General features: G+C 57.3%; 15 protein-coding genes and 1 pseudogene. 11 read left to right on the forward strand and 5 right to left on the reverse strand.

Annotation, left to right across the window (positions count from 1 at the left end; translation table 11 throughout):
• Window positions 1-15: 15 nt before the first annotated feature.
• The 5 genes from AC2FIM_RS16635 to radC are packed head-to-tail and all read left to right on the forward strand — an operon-like array spanning window position 16 to window position 3,869.
• Window positions 16-951 carry an ABC transporter substrate-binding protein gene (locus tag AC2FIM_RS16635; RefSeq protein WP_142637333.1) on the forward strand — a complete coding sequence of 312 codons (936 nt, stop codon included), beginning with the start codon at window positions 16-18 and terminating at the stop codon, window positions 949-951.
• Window positions 948-1,622: a thiaminase II gene (gene tenA / locus AC2FIM_RS16640; RefSeq protein WP_496678683.1), complete on the forward strand. Its 675-nt coding sequence runs from the start codon at window positions 948-950 to the stop codon at window positions 1,620-1,622. Before AC2FIM_RS16635 ends, tenA begins: the two co-directional genes overlap by 4 nt.
• Window positions 1,619-2,347: an ABC transporter ATP-binding protein gene (locus AC2FIM_RS16645; protein WP_496678685.1), complete on the forward strand. Its 729-nt coding sequence runs from the start codon at window positions 1,619-1,621 to the stop codon at window positions 2,345-2,347. The genes tenA and AC2FIM_RS16645 overlap by 4 nt, the downstream gene beginning before the upstream one ends.
• A complete protein-coding gene (locus tag AC2FIM_RS16650; RefSeq protein WP_271950546.1) occupies window positions 2,344-3,078 on the forward strand; it encodes an ABC transporter permease in 735 nt (244 codons plus the stop codon). The genes AC2FIM_RS16645 and AC2FIM_RS16650 overlap by 4 nt, the downstream gene beginning before the upstream one ends.
• 35 nt (window positions 3,079-3,113) lie before the next feature.
• Window positions 3,114-3,869: a RadC family protein gene (gene radC / locus AC2FIM_RS16655; protein WP_271950544.1), complete on the forward strand. Its 756-nt coding sequence runs from the start codon at window positions 3,114-3,116 to the stop codon at window positions 3,867-3,869.
• A 3-nt stretch (window positions 3,870-3,872) separates the two neighbouring features.
• Here the strand turns inward: radC and AC2FIM_RS16660 are convergent, their stop codons facing one another.
• The 3 genes from AC2FIM_RS16660 to secA form a co-directional block, all read right to left on the reverse strand.
• A complete protein-coding gene (locus AC2FIM_RS16660) occupies window positions 3,873-5,429 on the reverse strand; it encodes a phosphate ABC transporter substrate-binding/OmpA family protein (RefSeq protein WP_496708265.1) in 1,557 nt (518 codons plus the stop codon).
• A gap of 25 nt (window positions 5,430-5,454) precedes the next feature.
• Window positions 5,455-6,381: a hypothetical protein gene (locus AC2FIM_RS16665; RefSeq protein ID WP_496708266.1), complete on the reverse strand. Its 927-nt coding sequence runs from the start codon at window positions 6,379-6,381 to the stop codon at window positions 5,455-5,457.
• A 100-nt stretch (window positions 6,382-6,481) separates the two neighbouring features.
• Window positions 6,482-9,199, reverse strand: a complete 2,718-nt coding sequence (secA, locus tag AC2FIM_RS16670; protein ID WP_496708267.1) for a preprotein translocase subunit SecA — start codon at window positions 9,197-9,199, stop codon at window positions 6,482-6,484.
• 176 nt (window positions 9,200-9,375) lie between these two features.
• Between secA and AC2FIM_RS16675 the strand changes: the two genes are divergently transcribed.
• From AC2FIM_RS16675 to AC2FIM_RS16690, 4 genes and pseudogenes are all read left to right on the forward strand, one after another.
• Entirely contained in the window at window positions 9,376-10,224 is an 849-nt protein-coding gene (locus AC2FIM_RS16675; protein ID WP_496732182.1) for a peptidylprolyl isomerase, read from the forward strand.
• Between the two features lie 4 nt (window positions 10,225-10,228).
• The gene (gene argJ / locus AC2FIM_RS16680) at window positions 10,229-11,455 is read left to right on the forward strand and encodes a bifunctional glutamate N-acetyltransferase/amino-acid acetyltransferase ArgJ (RefSeq protein WP_281973415.1); all 1,227 of its coding nucleotides are present in this window, start codon (window positions 10,229-10,231) and stop codon (window positions 11,453-11,455) included.
• Window positions 11,452-11,850 (forward strand): (deoxy)nucleoside triphosphate pyrophosphohydrolase, encoded by a 399-nt coding sequence (locus AC2FIM_RS16685; protein WP_142637315.1) that lies wholly within the window; start codon window positions 11,452-11,454, stop codon window positions 11,848-11,850. The genes argJ and AC2FIM_RS16685 overlap by 4 nt, the downstream gene beginning before the upstream one ends.
• Before the next feature lie 288 nt (window positions 11,851-12,138).
• A pseudogene (locus tag AC2FIM_RS16690) lies at window positions 12,139-12,745 on the forward strand (tyrosine-type recombinase/integrase); the annotation flags it as partial.
• Window positions 12,746-12,886: 141 nt separating this feature from the next.
• Here the strand turns inward: AC2FIM_RS16690 and AC2FIM_RS16695 are convergent.
• Window positions 12,887-13,804 (reverse strand): LysR substrate-binding domain-containing protein, encoded by a 918-nt coding sequence (locus tag AC2FIM_RS16695; RefSeq protein WP_496678692.1) that lies wholly within the window; start codon window positions 13,802-13,804, stop codon window positions 12,887-12,889.
• Window positions 13,805-13,855: 51 nt separating this feature from the next.
• On the opposite strand from AC2FIM_RS16695, the gene AC2FIM_RS16700 reads away from it, so the two are divergent.
• Window positions 13,856-14,770, forward strand: a complete 915-nt coding sequence (locus AC2FIM_RS16700; protein ID WP_271950532.1) for an NAD(P)-dependent oxidoreductase — start codon at window positions 13,856-13,858, stop codon at window positions 14,768-14,770.
• Window positions 14,771-14,907: 137 nt separating this feature from the next.
• Here AC2FIM_RS16700 and AC2FIM_RS16705 read toward each other — a convergent pair whose 3' ends face one another.
• Window positions 14,908-15,237 carry an arsenate reductase family protein gene (locus tag AC2FIM_RS16705; protein WP_271950531.1) on the reverse strand — a complete coding sequence of 110 codons (330 nt, stop codon included), beginning with the start codon at window positions 15,235-15,237 and terminating at the stop codon, window positions 14,908-14,910.
• Between the two features lie 310 nt (window positions 15,238-15,547).
• Between AC2FIM_RS16705 and AC2FIM_RS16710 the strand changes: the two genes are divergently transcribed.
• Window positions 15,548-15,850, forward strand: coding sequence for an SH3 domain-containing protein (locus tag AC2FIM_RS16710; protein WP_142637291.1), 303 nt, complete (start codon window positions 15,548-15,550; stop codon window positions 15,848-15,850).
• The last annotated feature ends 164 nt before the right edge of the window (window positions 15,851-16,014 follow it).

Consider the following 16,014-nt stretch of genomic DNA (forward strand, 5'->3'; position numbering starts at 1 on the left):
AAGGAACCGCGAAACATGAAGAAACTGATCGCTGCAATCGCCCTGCTGGCTGCCGCGCCGGCCTGGGCCGAGGATAAGATGACCGTCTTGTTGGATTGGTTTGTGAACCCTGACCATGGTCCAATTATCGTCGCACAGGAAAACGGCTATTTCGCCGACCAGGGGCTTGAGGTTGAAATCATTCCGCCCGCGGACCCCTCCGCGCCGCCGCGTCTGGTGGCCGCTGGTCAGGCCGATCTGGCAGTGTCCTACCAGCCTCAGCTGCATCTGCAAATCCATGAGGGCTTGCCGCTGAAACGGGTCGGCACGCTGGTTGCCACCCCGCTGAACTGCCTGCTGGTGCTGGATGATGGCCCGATCAAGTCGCTGGCCGATCTGCGGGGCAAGAAAATCGGTTTCTCGGTCGCCGGTGTCGAAGAGGCGATCCTGACAACCCTTCTGGGTCAGCATGATATCGGTCTGGATGAGATTGAGATGGTCAACGTCAACTTCTCGCTGTCGCCGTCGCTGATGACCGGTCAGGTGGATGCAGTTATCGGGGCGTTCCGGAATTTTGAGCTGAACCAGATGGATATCGAAGGTGTCGCGGGTCGCTGTTTCTATATCGAAGAGGAAGGCATCCCACCCTATGACGAGCTGATTTATGTCGCCAATCCCGATACGATGGATGCCGACAAAATCGCCCGTTTCTTGGCCGCGACCGAGAAAGCGACCCAGTATATCGTCAACAACCCGGAAAAAAGCTGGGAAATCTTCGCGGCCACCTCGACCGAGCTGAAGGATGAGCTGAATGCCCGTGCCTGGGTCGACACGCTGCCCCGGTTCGCGCTGCGTCCGGCGGCGTTTGATGCGGGTCGCTATGCGCGGTTCGAGGAGTTCCTGAAGAACAGCGGCATGATCGACAGCCTGAACCCGGTCAGCGACATTGCCATCGATGTGACCGCGCAATGAGCAATTACGGCAAAGCTTTCGCATTGATGCGGGATGCCGCGCAGGGGCCGTGGCGGGATTACACTCGCCACACCTTTGTGGAAGGGATGAAAGACGGAACGCTGCCGCGCGCGGCGTTCCTGCATTACCTGCGACAGGACTATGTGTTCCTGATCCATTTTTCCCGCGCCTGGGCACTGGCGGTTGTTAAGTCCGAGATTCATTCGGAAATGCTGACGGCTGTGGCCACAGTAAATGCGTTAGTCGCCGAGGAAATGCAGCTGCATATCGGCATCTGTGAGGCGGCTGGGATTTCCCATGAGGAGCTGTTCGCAACCCCTGAACGCGCCGAAAACCTGGCCTATACGCGCTTTGTGCTTGAGGCCGGGTATAGTGGCGATTTGCTGGACCTGCTGGCGGCTCTGGCCCCCTGTGTGATGGGCTATGGCGAAATCGGGACGCGGTTGGCCTCCGAGGCAACTTCCGAGGTCTATCGTGACTGGATCAATACCTATGCCAGTGACGACTACCAAGGCGCGTGCGAAGCGGTCGGAGAACTGTTCGATCAGGCTCTAACACGGCGTATTGGTGAGGACTTTGCAGCCTCGCCGCGCTGGGATCGCCTGTGCCAGACCTTCCGCACGGCAACCGAGCTAGAAGTCAACTTCTGGCAAATGGGCCTGACCCCATGACCCCGGCGCCCGATCTGAGCATCAAAGGTACGGCCACGATTGACGGAACGACCCTGTTCGCGCCGCTCACCCTGACCCTTGGGGCCGGGCAGTGGACTTGCCTGCTGGGCGGATCGGGCGTCGGTAAAACCACAATTCTACGTCTGATTGCCGGGCTTGATACAGGTGCCGTGTTCACCGGGCAGATCACCGCCGGCGATGGTGCTCCGATGCAGGACCGCGTGGCCTATATGGCGCAGGATGATCTGCTGCTGCCCTGGGCAACGGTCGCACAGAATGTCTCGTTAGGTGCGCGGCTTCGGGGCAAGTCGGTCGATCTGAAGCGGCGCAACCGTCTGATTCAGCGCATGCGATTGCAGGATCATATGACCAAGAAACCCGCCGAACTGTCGGGCGGCCAACGCCAACGCGTCGCTTTAGCCCGCACGCTCATGGAGGATCGCCCGATTGTTCTGCTGGATGAGCCGTTCTCGGCGCTGGATGCCCGCACTCGGGCCGATATGCAGGACTTGGCGGTCGAGGCGTTGCAGGGCCGGACCGTTTTGCTGGTGACACATGACCCGGGTGAGGCCGCCCGGCTGGGCCAGTCCATCATGGTGATGACACAGCAGGGCCTGACCCCCTGTGAGCCGCCGCATGCACCTGCCCCGCGCCATGTGGACGACCTTGAGACGCTTGAGACGCAAGGTGCGCTGTTGCGCTTGCTGCGCGAGGCGGTCGCATGAAATATCTCTCAGCCCTTGCAGCCACCGTGTTTGCGATTGCGATCTGGCAGGGGATCGTCTGGACGACCGGCTTGCCTAAGTTCATCCTGCCAAGCCCCGCCGTGGTGGCCGAGACCTGGTGGCAGAACCGTTGGTTGATCGCCGAACACACTTGGATCACTGCGGTTGAAGTGGTGATTGGACTGGCCTTCGGGACGGTTCTGGGTGTGGTTACGGCGCTGCAACTGGCCAATTCGCGGGCGGCGCGAGTTCTGGTGCAGCCGATGCTGGTGTTCACGCAGGCTCTGCCGGTTTTCGCGCTGGCCCCGTTGCTGACGCTTTGGCTGGGCTATGGTCTGTGGTCCAAGGTCGCGATGGCGGTGCTGATCATCTATTTCCCGATCACATCGTCTTTCTTCGATGGGCTGATGCGGACGCCGCAGGGCTATCTGGACCTTGCGCGCACGATGCAGGCCAGTCCGCGTGCAGTGCTGTGGTATATCCGCATTCCGGCGGCGATGCCCTCGCTGGCGTCGGGGATGAGGCTGGCCGCCGTCTATGCGCCGATCGGGGCGGTGATTGGTGAATGGGTCGGCTCGTCGCAAGGGTTGGGATATTTGATGCTGTTGGCCAATGGCCGTGCAAAGACCGATCTGATGTTCGCCGCGATGCTGACCTTGGGAGTGTTTTCCATCGTGTTGCATATGGTTGTCCGCCGCGCCACTGCCCGCATGGCAGGTGAGGTGCGTTAACCATCTGGAAACCGATTCTGCGTCAGGCTGAGAGCATGACACAGGACGCCTTTTCCGAAGCCCCAATGCTATTCGATACAGACGAAGCCCCCGCGCAGCCGCTGCCGACGGGTCGGTTACCCTCCTACATCAAAGATCATCGCAAGCGGCTGCGCGAACGGTTCCTGTCTGGCGGGTCCGCCGCCATGCCGGATTATGAGCTGTTGGAACTGGTCCTGTTCCGTTCAATCCCCCGGCAGGATGTGAAACCGCTGGCGCGTGCGCTGATGGAAACGTTCGGCGATTTCAATCGGGTGCTGACCGCGCCCGAGGAACGGCTGCGCCAAATCAAAGGCGTCGGGGATAGCGTGATCACCGATCTGAAAATCCTTGAGGCCTGCGCCCATCGCATGGCCCGCGCACGGGTGATGAGGCGACATGTGATTTCCGGATGGGACGCATTGCTGGACTATTGCCACACCACCATGGCCCATCGTGAGACCGAACAATTCCGTGTGTTCTATCTGGATCGCAAAAACGTGCTGATCGCTGATGAGGAACAGGCCAAGGGCACGGTGGATCATGTCCCTGTCTATCCGCGTGAGGTTGCCAAACGGGCGCTGGAGCTGAATGCCTCGGCGTTGATACTTGTGCATAACCATCCGTCAGGTGACCCGACCCCGTCGCAATCGGATATCGACATGACCAACCGAATTCAGGATGCCTGCCTGGCACTGGGCCTGACGCTGCATGACCATCTGATCATTGGAAAGTCGAACGAGCTGAGCTTTAGGTCCGAGGGTTATCTGTAGCTGCTATTGAACCCAGACCTCGACCCGGCGGTTGACCTTTCGGCCCCATTCCGTGTCGTCGCAGGCCATTGGCATGGCCTCGCCAAAGGCGTCGACCGTGATTTCGATGCTGTCCCCGATAGCGGTTTCAATCTCGGCCAATACGGCATTGCGAACGGTTTTTGCCCGCAACAATGCGATCCGCGCATTGGTTGACGCTGCCCCTTCGCCATCGCTGAAGCCGACAAACCTAAGCTTTCGGGCATCGAGGGTCCCGGATTCCAAAAGAAGGGCAAGATGTCGGATATTGGACCGTGACTGCGCATCCGGGCGCGAGGAACCGGGCTCGAACCGGAAGGACAGTGACAGGCGGGACATGGGTCTGAAAATCTCGACCAGCCGCTGAAGTTCCTCCAAACCAACTTCTGATCCGCCCGACGCGATAGCATTGGCAAGTCGATCCCCTTGCACCCCAAGACCCATAGTCTCGGGGGTTTGATCGACAAAGCCAGCCTCGCGTATTGCCATCTGCGCCTCGGTTCCTTGGGTGTAGGCCAGGAATTGACGTGCAAAACGCGGCAATCGCCGGTCCGGCAGGTATAGAAACATAGGCGAGGTCAGCGGATAATCTTCGGTCTTGATTGACTGCCGAGTAGCCGCCAGCGCATGACCGCATCCGCCGGTCAAAGGCAGGGCACGCGCGGTGCTCGCTTCGGCTTGGCTTGCGACACCTATTGAAAAGGGATCCGCAGCAACGGTACGCACCAGATCAGTACTGCGGTCATGCCGAATGGCCGCCTCGGAAAGGGCTGTGCCGGAGGGTGCCAGAAGCCTGTCTTCGACATTCTGGGCCAGACCCGAACCGGCTTCCGGAAGGTGCAGTGAAATTGGCGCATCGGGTCCGCCCAACTCGGCCCAACTCGTAATCTCGCCCGAAAACACCCGGGTTAACTCCGCAAGCGAGATTTGCTGTAACGGGTTCGAGTTGGCAACGATTGGTACCAAAGCGTCAAGCGCGATGACGCGGGCCCGGCGGGTGCGGGTCAGATCGCCAAGGCCTACCGCTTGTGCGGCTTGCTCCTCTTCGGGTCGGATTTCGCGCAACGCCAGAACAATATCAGCCTGGTTTTCTGCCTGCGCCCTAAATCCGCGCTCAGTGTTCCCTGCGTCAAAGAAGAACCGACCCAGCGGTGCTGCCCGCCCGGGTTGGTGCAGTTCGTAAGAAAATGTGTTGGCGGTCAGCCTGTTTGGGGTCGCCGACAACCCTTGTTGCTGTGCGAAGCCAACAATCAGCGCTGGTAGAACCTTTTCCGCCATGACCGAAGATCCGGCAAATCGGATTTCAGCCACAAAATCGGTCAGGCTTGGGCAGGCAGGTCCGGTACAGGTCACACCGGACCCATCAACTGTCAGCGTGCCGAATTGTGTTGCCACACGATAGAACTCGCCGTCAAATCCCAGCAGGTCACCGGTGACTTCGACCTTGCCGTCATGCGATCTAAGCGAGATGTCTTGCGCCTGTGCGCCCGACGCGATTGTAACGGAAGCCAGTGCAGCCGCTGCCACACGAAAGAATGTCATAAGATGCCCGAGCCTGCCTGCGGATTTAGTTTGCGGCGATTGTCAGGTCTTGGAAGAGATTATTCAACACCAGAAACTCTCCGGTGCGGGAGCATTCAGGAAAACTCAGCGTCCTGTCTTTTGATCTCAACCGATCATCCCGCAATTCAAGCGACTGGATGTTCAGGTCGCGCCCGCAATTTTCTGAAGTCACCTCGGTTTCGACTGTGATTTCTATCGATCCGTTTTGGTTGGAAAGACCGGCAGGGAACGAATAGATTTCGATGTTTTTCATGTCCCCGGTTCCGGTATTGCCCAGACGCACTACCTGTCCGGCGCCTTCGGTCGGTGTCTCGGCCGAGACATGGCCATTGCCGCCATAGCTGGCCCCGAATTCCAGCGCATGAATTTGCAGGTCAGTTTCACCCTGCCATTGCAGGGCAATGCGTTCGTAATTGGCAATGTCAGCGATATGGGTAGTTGCGACTGTTCCATGCTGGTCTTCAAACGAGATCAGAAAGATCGCATATTCTGACAGGGCCGGGATTGTCATGTCCATGCGCCCTACTGCGTCGGTGCGCTGTGTGACTGTCATACCGCTATGGTGAATTTCCACGGATTCATTACTGTGGCAGGGGGCGTTGACGACCAGCCGGGCGGCAGCACCGGGAACGGCAGTAGCCCGCGCACTGAGGGTGCAGTCAACGGGATTGACAGGTTCTGATCGACTGGATTCGATAAAACGGTTGTCGGACCCGGTCTCTTCGCTTGTTCCGTGAACCGGCGCAGATGAGGTCAGAACGACTTCGCTTAACCCAGGGATGATTGAAGCCTGATCTGTAACTGATGCCACATCAACAGAAGCCCGCTCCCCTCGCGGTTGCGCGGGGGGAGCGTTCTGCATGAGGTAGCCAATGGCCAATGCACAAGCAACGGTGCCGCCAGTGGTTACGTAGTTCTTAATTACAAACAAGACACCCTCCCCAGTTGAAGGAGCGATTCGCACCCTGCAGTTGAATCACGGCTAATATGTGGCCGTGAGGCGGACTCATTGTGTCTCGATTGTGGTGACGTTAGGTCAACCGGCCATGGCAATGCTTAAACTTCTTGCCTGAACCGCAGGGGCACTTGTCGTTGCGCGACGGGTTTCCCCAAGTTGCCGGGTCGTCTTCGACAAATCCAGGCCGCGCATCACCCGAGGCTTCGGCCTCGGCCACCGCTTCGGCGTGACCAGCGGCCTGATCTACCGCCTGCTGCGCGCGTGCCTGCTGCGCTTGCATCTGGGTCAGCATTTCGCGCTGTTCCTCTTCGGTCAGCGGTCGCACGCGGGACAGCTGCTGGGTCACGGTTTCGCGCAACGAATCCAGCATGGATTCGAACAGCTGGAAACTTTCGTTCTTGTATTCATTCAGCGGGTCGCGCTGGGCATAGCCGCGGAAGCCCACGACCGAGCGCAGATGTTCCAGCGTCAGCAGATGTTCGCGCCATTTGCTGTCGATCGTGTTCAGCAAGACCTGCTTTTCGATGTTGCGCATGTTCTCGGGGCCGAACGCGGCCACTTTCTGCGCCATCATCTCGTCGGCGGCATTGATCAGCCGTTCGCGCACCTGGTCGTCATCCACGCCTTCTTCGGCGGCCCAGTCCTGAACCGGGGCGTCGATGGTCAGCTTGTCCTTGACCGCCTCGTGCAGACCCTCGGTATCCCACTGATCAGCATAGGATTTCGGCGGCATATATTCGTCGATCAGATCGTCGATCACCTGTTCACGCATGTCTGATACGATTTCGGACAGATCGTCAGCGGACATGATTTCGCGCCGCTGGCTGAAGACCACTTTACGTTGGTCGTTCATCACATCGTCGAATTTCAGAACGTTCTTGCGCATGTCAAAGTTGCGACCTTCGACCTTGGATTGCGCCCGCTCCAGCGATTTATTCACCCAGGGGTGGACGATGGCCTCACCTTCTTTCATGCCCAGCGTGGTCAGAACCTTGTCCAACCGTTCCGAGCCGAAGATGCGCATTAGGTCGTCTTCGAGGCTGAGGTAAAACACGGTGCGGCCCGGATCACCCTGACGGCCGGACCGGCCCCGCAGCTGGTTGTCGATACGGCGGCTCTCGTGCCGTTCGGACGCCATGACATACAGCCCACCGGCAGCCAGGACCTTTTCTTTTTCTTCAGCATGGCGGGCTTCTTCCGCGGCACGCAGCTCGGCCGGGTCGGCATCGGGGTTTTCTTCCAGCGCCTGCAGAACCTTCATTTCCACATTGCCGCCCAGCTGAATATCAGTACCGCGACCGGCCATGTTGGTGGCGATGGTTACTGCGCCATATCGGCCCGCATCGGCAACGATCTGCGCCTCTTGCTCGTGTTGGCGGGCATTCAGAACATTGTGCTGGATACCCTCTTTGGTGAGCATCTGGCTGAGCAATTCGGACTTTTCGATGGACGTGGTGCCCAGAAGGACCGGTTGTCCGTTTTTCTGGGCTTCCTTTGTCTCGTCGATCATGGCGCCGTATTTTTCGGCTGCGGTACGAAAGACCTGATCGTCCTCATCCAGACGCGCGATCGGTTTGTTGGTTGGTACTTCGACAACGCCCAGACCGTAGATTTCGGTAAATTCCTCAGCCTCGGTCAGCGCGGTGCCGGTCATGCCGCCCAGCTTGTCATACAGGCGGAAATAGTTTTGGAACGTCACGCTGGCCAATGTTACGTTTTCGGGCTGGATCTGCACGTTTTCCTTGGCTTCGATGGCCTGATGAAGACCTTCCGACAGGCGACGACCTGGCATCATGCGACCGGTGAACTCATCAATCAGAACGACATTGCCGTCCCGCACGATGTAATCTTTGTCACGTGTAAACAGCTTATGCGCGCGCAAGCCCTGGTTCACGTGGTGAACGACCGTGGTGCTTTCAGGATCATACAGCGAATGGCCTTCTGGGATCAGGCCGTTGGCAATCAACTGTTGCTCCAGAAACTCGTTACCCTCATCCGTGAAGGTCACGTTCCGGGACTTTTCGTCCAGCGTGAAGTGATCTTCTCCCAATGACGGGATTAGCGCATCAATCGCGGTATACAGGTCCGACCGGTCCTCGGAGGGCCCGGAAATGACCAGCGGCGTCCGCGCCTCGTCAATCAGGATCGAGTCGACCTCATCCACGATCGCGAAATTGTGGTGTTTCTGGTAAATTTGATCCAGTTCCGCCTTCATATTATCGCGCAGGTAATCAAAACCCAGCTCATTGTTGGTGGCATAGGTCACGTCACAGGCATAAGCAGCCTTTTTCTCGGCATCGGGCTGCCCTGACCAGATGACACCGGTGGTCATGCCCACGGCGGCAAACACCTTGCCCATCCATTCCGAGTCGCGCTTGGCCAGGTATTCGTTCACCGTGACCACGTGCACGCCTTTACCGGTCAGCGCGTTCAGATAGGCGGGGAGGGTCGCAACCAATGTCTTGCCTTCACCCGTTTTCATCTCGGAAATATTGCCCTGATGCAGGAAGGCGCCGCCCATCAACTGCACATCAAAGGCACGCAGGCCCAGCGCGCGTTTTGCCCCTTCGCGTACGTTGGCAAACGCCTCGGGCAGCAGATCATCCAGGCTATCGCCTTCCAGCGCACGTTTGCGCAGCTCGGCGGTCTTTGCGATCAGGCCTTCATCCGACAGATTCTCGAACTCGGGTTCCAGCGCGTTGATCTGTTCGATCAGGGGGCGGGTCGCCTTGATCTTGCGGTCGTTCGGTGTTCCGAACACCTTTTTGGCGAGCGTTCCGAGTCCCAGCATGTTCACTCCAGCGGATCTGTTCTTGTCTTGGTTTTGACAGGCTTGCCCACCTTGCGCGCAACCCATAGATACGGGGGGTGAAAGGCGGCCCTGTCCAAGGCTTCAAAGCGATGTAAGCGGCAGGTTCCAGAGTGTCAACGCTGCGCCCTGCCGTGGCAAAGAAATAGGATGATTCCATGCCCAAAGGCCTCACTTTTCTGCCATCGCTGGCCCTTGCAACGGTGATGGCGCTGCCATTGGCCGCCGAAACCAAGCCCGATGCCAGCACGGTGGTCGCCCGCGTAAACGGTGAAGAAATCACTCTGGCGCATGTGATCGCAACAGTTGCGACACTGCCCCCCAACTACCAGCAGGTCGAAGATGATGTTCTGTATGATTTCATCATCGAGCAGCTGATTCAGCAGCAGTTGCTGGGCCAGGAGCAAGAAGCGCTGAGCAATCTGAACGCCTTGGCCATCGAGAACGAGACGCGGTCGTTGCTGGCGGTTCAGACCGTAAATGCCCTGATCGACGAAGTTGTAACGGCAGAAACCATTCAGACCGCCTATGATGCGCGCTTTGCCGAGTTTGAAGGCGAAGATGAGTTTAATGCCAGCCATATTCTGGTCGAGACCGAGGATGAGGCCAAAGACCTTAAGGCTCAGTTGGATGATGGCGCCGACTTTGCCGAGCTGGCCAAAGAAAAATCAACCGGTCCTTCCGGCCCGAATGGCGGGGTGCTGGGTTGGTTCGGCAAGGGGCAGATGGTTCCCGAGTTTGAAACCGCCGTTGTCGCGCTTGAGAAGGATCAGGTGTCGGACCCGGTGCAGACACAGTTTGGCTGGCACGTGATCATTCTGAATGACAAGCGCAAATCCGAAGCGCCCGAACTTGATGCGGTACGCGACGAGCTGGCACAGGATCTGCAAAGTGAAGCTATTCAGGCCCGTATCGGCGAATTGACCCAGGCTGCACAGATCGAACGTCCTGCGCTCGAAGATGTGACCCCGGGCATCGTGCGTCAGTTGGACCTGATTCAGGAGTAACCCCGTGGCCTCGATCACCAAAGTCTCTCCGCTGGCCCCGGCGGCGTTTCCCGAATTGCCCGCGATTGACGGTGTGCGCTTTGCGACCGTCGAAGCCGGCGTACGCTATCAAGGCCGCACTGATGTGATGCTGGCGGTCCTTGATCCAGGCACTTCAGTGGCTGGGGTCTTTACCCGCTCGGCCACACGCGCGGCACCCGTGCTGGATTGTCAGGACAAGATCGGCGGGCCAAGTGACGGGCCGGCGGCGATCCTTGTGAATTCGGGCAATGCCAATGCATTTACCGGGCATTATGGCCAAAGCTCGGTCGCCGAGGTGACGCAAGCAGTGTCCAAGACCACAGGCGTACCGGTCGAACGGGTTTTTACCTCGTCAACTGGTGTGATCGGTGAACCCTTGCCGCATGACCGCATCGTGGCGCAGCTTGAGGCCCTGAAATCCGGCCTCAGTCGCCACGCAATCGAAGATGCAGCGCGGGCCATCATGACCACGGATACCTTTCCGAAAGGAGCCTCGGCGCAGGTCGAGATTGATGGGAAAACGGTCTCTATTGCGGGGATTTCCAAGGGTTCTGGCATGATCGCGCCTGATATGGCGACGATGCTGGTTTATATCTTCACCGACGCCCAGGTCGAGCAATCCGCGTTGCAGCAGATGCTGGGTGCGCAAACCGACCGCACTTTCAACTGCATCACCGTCGACAGCGACACTTCGACGTCGGACAGCCTGCTGCTGTGTGCTACTGGGGCTTCGGGGGTGGATGCGACAGACAATGCCGCCTTTGCCGAGGCTTTGGAAACCGTGATGCTGGACCTTGCCCAACAAGTGGTACGCGATGGCGAGGGCGCCACGAAATTCGTAGAAATTCGTGTGACCGGGGCTGTCACCGATGCCGACGCCAAGGTGCATGGATTGGCGATTGCCAATTCACCACTGATAAAAACCGCCATTGCGGGCGAAGACCCGAATTGGGGCCGCGTCGTCATGGCCATCGGAAAATCGGGTGCAGCTGCCGACCGTGACCTGCTGAGCATTTCTTTCGGAGACATCCTTGTGGCCGAAAAAGGTTGGGTCAGTCCCGATTACCGCGAGGAAGACGCCGCCGAATACATGAAAGCTCAGGACCTTGTAATCGGCGTCGATCTGGGGCTGGGCGCGGGTAAATCCACCGTTTGGACCTGCGACCTGACCCATGGCTATATCGAGATCAACGCGGATTACCGGTCGTGAAAACAGTTCTGGTTTCTGCGGTCGCCCTGATAGACATTGAGGGCCGGGTGCTGCTGGCGCAGCGCCCCGAAGGCAAATCCATGGCTGGACTTTGGGAGTTTCCCGGCGGCAAGATCGAACCCGGCGAAACGCCCGAGGTCGCCCTGATCCGCGAACTGTACGAAGAACTGGGTATCAACACATGGTCCTCCTGCCTTGCGCCACTGACCTTCGCCAGCCACAGCTATGATGATTTTCACCTGCTGATGCCGCTGTTTGCCTGCCGCAAATGGGAGGGCATTCCACAATCGAAGGAAGGACAGGCGCTGAAATGGGTGCGTGCGAATGATCTGCGCAGTTACCCGATGCCTGCGGCAGATGTGCCGTTGATCCCGATTTTGCGGGATTGGCTTTAGGGTCCCGGTTCGATCTTGTCCGGACGCTGGAATTCAGCGCGCGATTTAAACCTATTGCAGCGCTTAGGCGCAGGCAAGAAACGGAAAAACGCACGAGCGCAATCGCTTGAAAAGTAGGGAGATGTTTGGAGTTTGGTGCCCAGGAGATGCATTTAGACCTTACACCACCATACCCCACGATATTCTACTTTCTTATAAAAACCAACACCCTAAGACTTTAGCTATTCCGTTATGTGTCAGGATATAGCAGGATACCGCAGACAATAAGGTGGATAGAAGGGTGGACGGATGGCGCGGCCTATCCGTAAACTTTCGGCCGCAGCGGTGAAGGCAGCAGGCCCCGGTAAGCACAACGATGGTGCCGGATTGTGGTTACACAAGCGCCAAGATGACGGCGGGCAATGGTTCCTCAGGATCACGGTACACGGTCGCAGGCGTGAAATGGGCCTTGGGTCCATTGCAGATGTATCGCTCAAAGAACCAAGAGAACACGCGGAACAGTGGCGCGCCTTTGCCCGGAAGGGTCTTGATCCAATCAAAGAACGCGAAAAACAACGGCGTGAGGCTGAACGCAATTTACATTGTTTGGCGGATGTCGCATTGGACGCGTTCGAAAGTCGGAAGGCCGAACTCAAAGGCGACGGTAAAGCTGGGCGCTGGTTTTCTCCTCTAGAACTACATGTCTTACCCAAACTGGGTAGATCCCCGGCTCAGATATCGATCAGATCGACATAAGAGACGCTCTGAGGCCCATTTGGCACTCCAAAGGGGGAGAACTGCCCGGAAAGCCATTAATCGCCTCAGCATCGCTCTAAGGCACGCTGCGGCGCTAGGGTTGGACGTAGATTTGCAAGCCACCGAAAAAGCCAAAGCGCTTCTTGGTAAATCTAGGCATACGCCACACCGGACCTTCGCCCCTGCCATTAACGCAGCGGTGCGGCATCCACAGAGCGGACCTTCAGTCGTAGCGCAGCATTGTCGGGTCGTTACCTTGTAAGCCAGACCCTATTTGACTCTAACCGGTGCTCTTTATCGTCTACAACAGGTGAGCGGGCGGCCATCGGAACAGGCTTTTCTCATATTCGGTAATTGATTTTGAAAGCCACTGTATGAACAGTTTTGCCACTGGCCGAACCGGACCAGACAGCGTGACAAGGTAATAGCCGATCCGTAGTATTGGATCATCAAACAGCGCCACGAGTTGTCCTGACTTCAACTCGTCAGAGACAAAGGCCGGTACTGTCGCCCCGATACCGTCACCTCGGCGGATGCCATCCAACAGCATGTTGCCCGGCATGCGGATCACTTTCCGTTCCGCTTCGGGCGGGATGCCAGCCTTTTCCAGCCACAGATCAAACTCGACCGACGCCTGTTCCTGAAGAAGTGTGAAATCAAGCAATTCTACAGGGTTTTTGAGCACCCTGTTTCCGATCAGTTCGCGGGACGCGACGACCGTCAGACAACCAGGTAGCAGCATCTGCGAGACAAGCCCTGACCAGCGACCTGTTCCGTATCGGACGGCCATATCAATTCCGCCCGGCTTGAGATCGACAGCCTGGATCGTTGAATCGATCCTCAATTCGATATTGGGGAATTCATCAATGAACGTCGACAGCCGCGCCATGAGGAACGCGCTTGAAAACATCGGAGTCGCGCTGACCACCAACGGTCGAACCGACTCTGCACTCGTCACCCTCTCGGTCACAGAGGCCATTTCAGCGAAGGCTTCAAGCAAACCAGCCGACAGGAATTCGCCTTGCGATGTCAGAGAAATACCGTGCCGGGTACGAGTGATAAGCCGGGTGCCGAGTTGTTGTTCTAGCCCGCGGATTTGCTGGCTGACTGCGGAATGGGTCACGTTCAGTGCCTCTGCCGCCCGGGTCAGATTTTGAAACTCGGCGGCGGCGGCGAAAGCTCTGAGAGATGTCAACGAGGGAAGCGTGCGCCAATCCATAAGTTAGACCATCTAACAATATAGAAAAATTTACAACTATGTCATCTCCCCATGCCGGCGCATGCTGGTGCTGGAACTCATTGGCGGACACAGGAGGCTAAGATCATGAAACTTGCTGTATTGGGACTGGGCAACATGGGGTCAGCGCTGGCGCATTGCCTGCTCAAGTCAGGTCACGATGTCAGCGTTTGGAACCGCACGCCGGAAAAGGCAGAGGTTTTCGCTGAGGTTGGCGCCACCATCTGCTCCTCACCGAATGATGCCATCGCGGCGTCTGATTTTGTCATCATTTGTATCAAGAGCCACACGGAAACAGTTGAACTAGTCAACGGGCTGAGTCTTTCGCTAGAGGGTAAGACTATCTGCGACATGAGCACAGGCGATACCTCGGATGCCGATAGACTGGTCGCCATCCTGGAGAAACAGGGGGCTGGCTACATGCTTGGCATGATCAATGCCTACCCTTCTGGCATTGGCGGTGACGAAACCACAATCCTGACGGTCGGCAGTGCCGGTACCTGGGACCGTTATGGCAGCGTCATCGGAAACTTGGGTGGAAAGTCCGCCCATGTTGGAGAGAAGCCAGCGGCGCTTGCCGCGCTCTTCGCCGGCCTCTTCACGGTTCGGCAGGGGTTTATGTTCGGAATGATATACGGTGCACTTGTTTGTCAGAAAGCGGGCATCCCGATGCAAGTTTATGCCGACCAACTTCCTGCCACGATCAAATTGGTCAAGGACTACCATGATCTCTTTGCCAGAACCGTTCCGACCGAGGACTACGACAATGCAGAAGCCTCTCTGAAGGTTTACGCGATGGCGCAAGAGGATGCGTTGAAGACCTATCTCTCACTTAAGGCTCCCGCTGATTTCATCCGGTTGATGCATGACCGAACCAAGACGGCTTGGGACGATGGCCATGGCGACAGACAGCTGACCTCACTGGTCCAGCATATGACCGATGCCTGATGCAAAAAGGCTCTCCGCCCATTGCAGACGTTCTGCAGCTACCACGATCTACCGAACGGCACTCCGAGAGCGGGCATTCGGCCCTGTGCAGCATTTCAGCGGGTTTCGTTAAGCTAATTATGCATTTTTTTAAAAACTCAGCTCTGTAGCAAAGCGGCTTGAATCGTCTCATCCCAGCCAAGATACAACACATCCCGATCGCGTATTACCGGGCGCGCCATCACCTTGGGTTGGGCCGAAATCTGTGCCTCTACTTCCGAATTTTTTAGCCAGTCATTAAGCGCTCGGTAATCGTTCGATTTTCGGTCCACCAGCAAGTCCCCGAATTCTGCAATCAGCTCAGCCAGCTCCGCTTCGGTCAGAGGTTCCGCCCTGACATCGCGGAAAGTGACTTCCTTGCCTTCTGCCTCCAACGCCTTTCGGGCCTTCTGGCAAATCGCGCAGGTGTTCAATCCATAGATCATCATGTCGCGGTCTCTTTTGCAGCCATCTCGCAACCTCACGCATCAACCCCTCCAACGCAACCATTTGATCTGGCATAGCTGCCCACATGTATCCCACGCTACGAACATTGTTCGTCGTTCCTTGAGGTTTCTGGATCAACCCATTCCAGTAAATCGCCTGACAATCGAGATACTGCGTTGCGGCCCTTCGAACCGGGCGTGGCAGTCATAGCCACCAGACTTTGGCCAATTTGCGCATTCCTGTCTTAGGGTTATTCCTCTTGGTGAGCTGAATCGCTACGATTGTAGATGAGGCAACAAGCAGGATAACGCGATGCGCAGTGCAATCTTCTTACCCGTAGCGGCAATGTTCCTGGGGGCCACAATATACGCTGCACCAGCAACGGCCGCCTCACTCGGACGATACGAGGTTTTTGGCGTCGAAGACGGTGACATGCTGAAAATGCGTGGTGGACCCGGAACAGGCTACAATGTGATTGTTGGTCTGCCAAATGGAACCGCCTTACGTGTTCACAGTTGCGAGCAAACCGGTGGCACTCGTTGGTGCCGCGTTTCTTTGGTGCGTGCGCGTGGGCTCAAAGGGTATGTCTCCTGGGCATATTTGCGAAAAATTTGATACAATGGAGATCAGCATTGCCATGTTAACAGCGACCATGAAATGTCGATGGAAATTGCCCTTTCTGTTCAATTGGCATCGTTCAACATGGGCTTAGGTTCTGGACCTATTAATTTGGTTGCCGTCATCCCGCCTGCGTGATTCATACCCGTGAGTTTCAGGGG

This window comes from Ruegeria sp. CDSC052 (genome assembly GCF_059610685.1).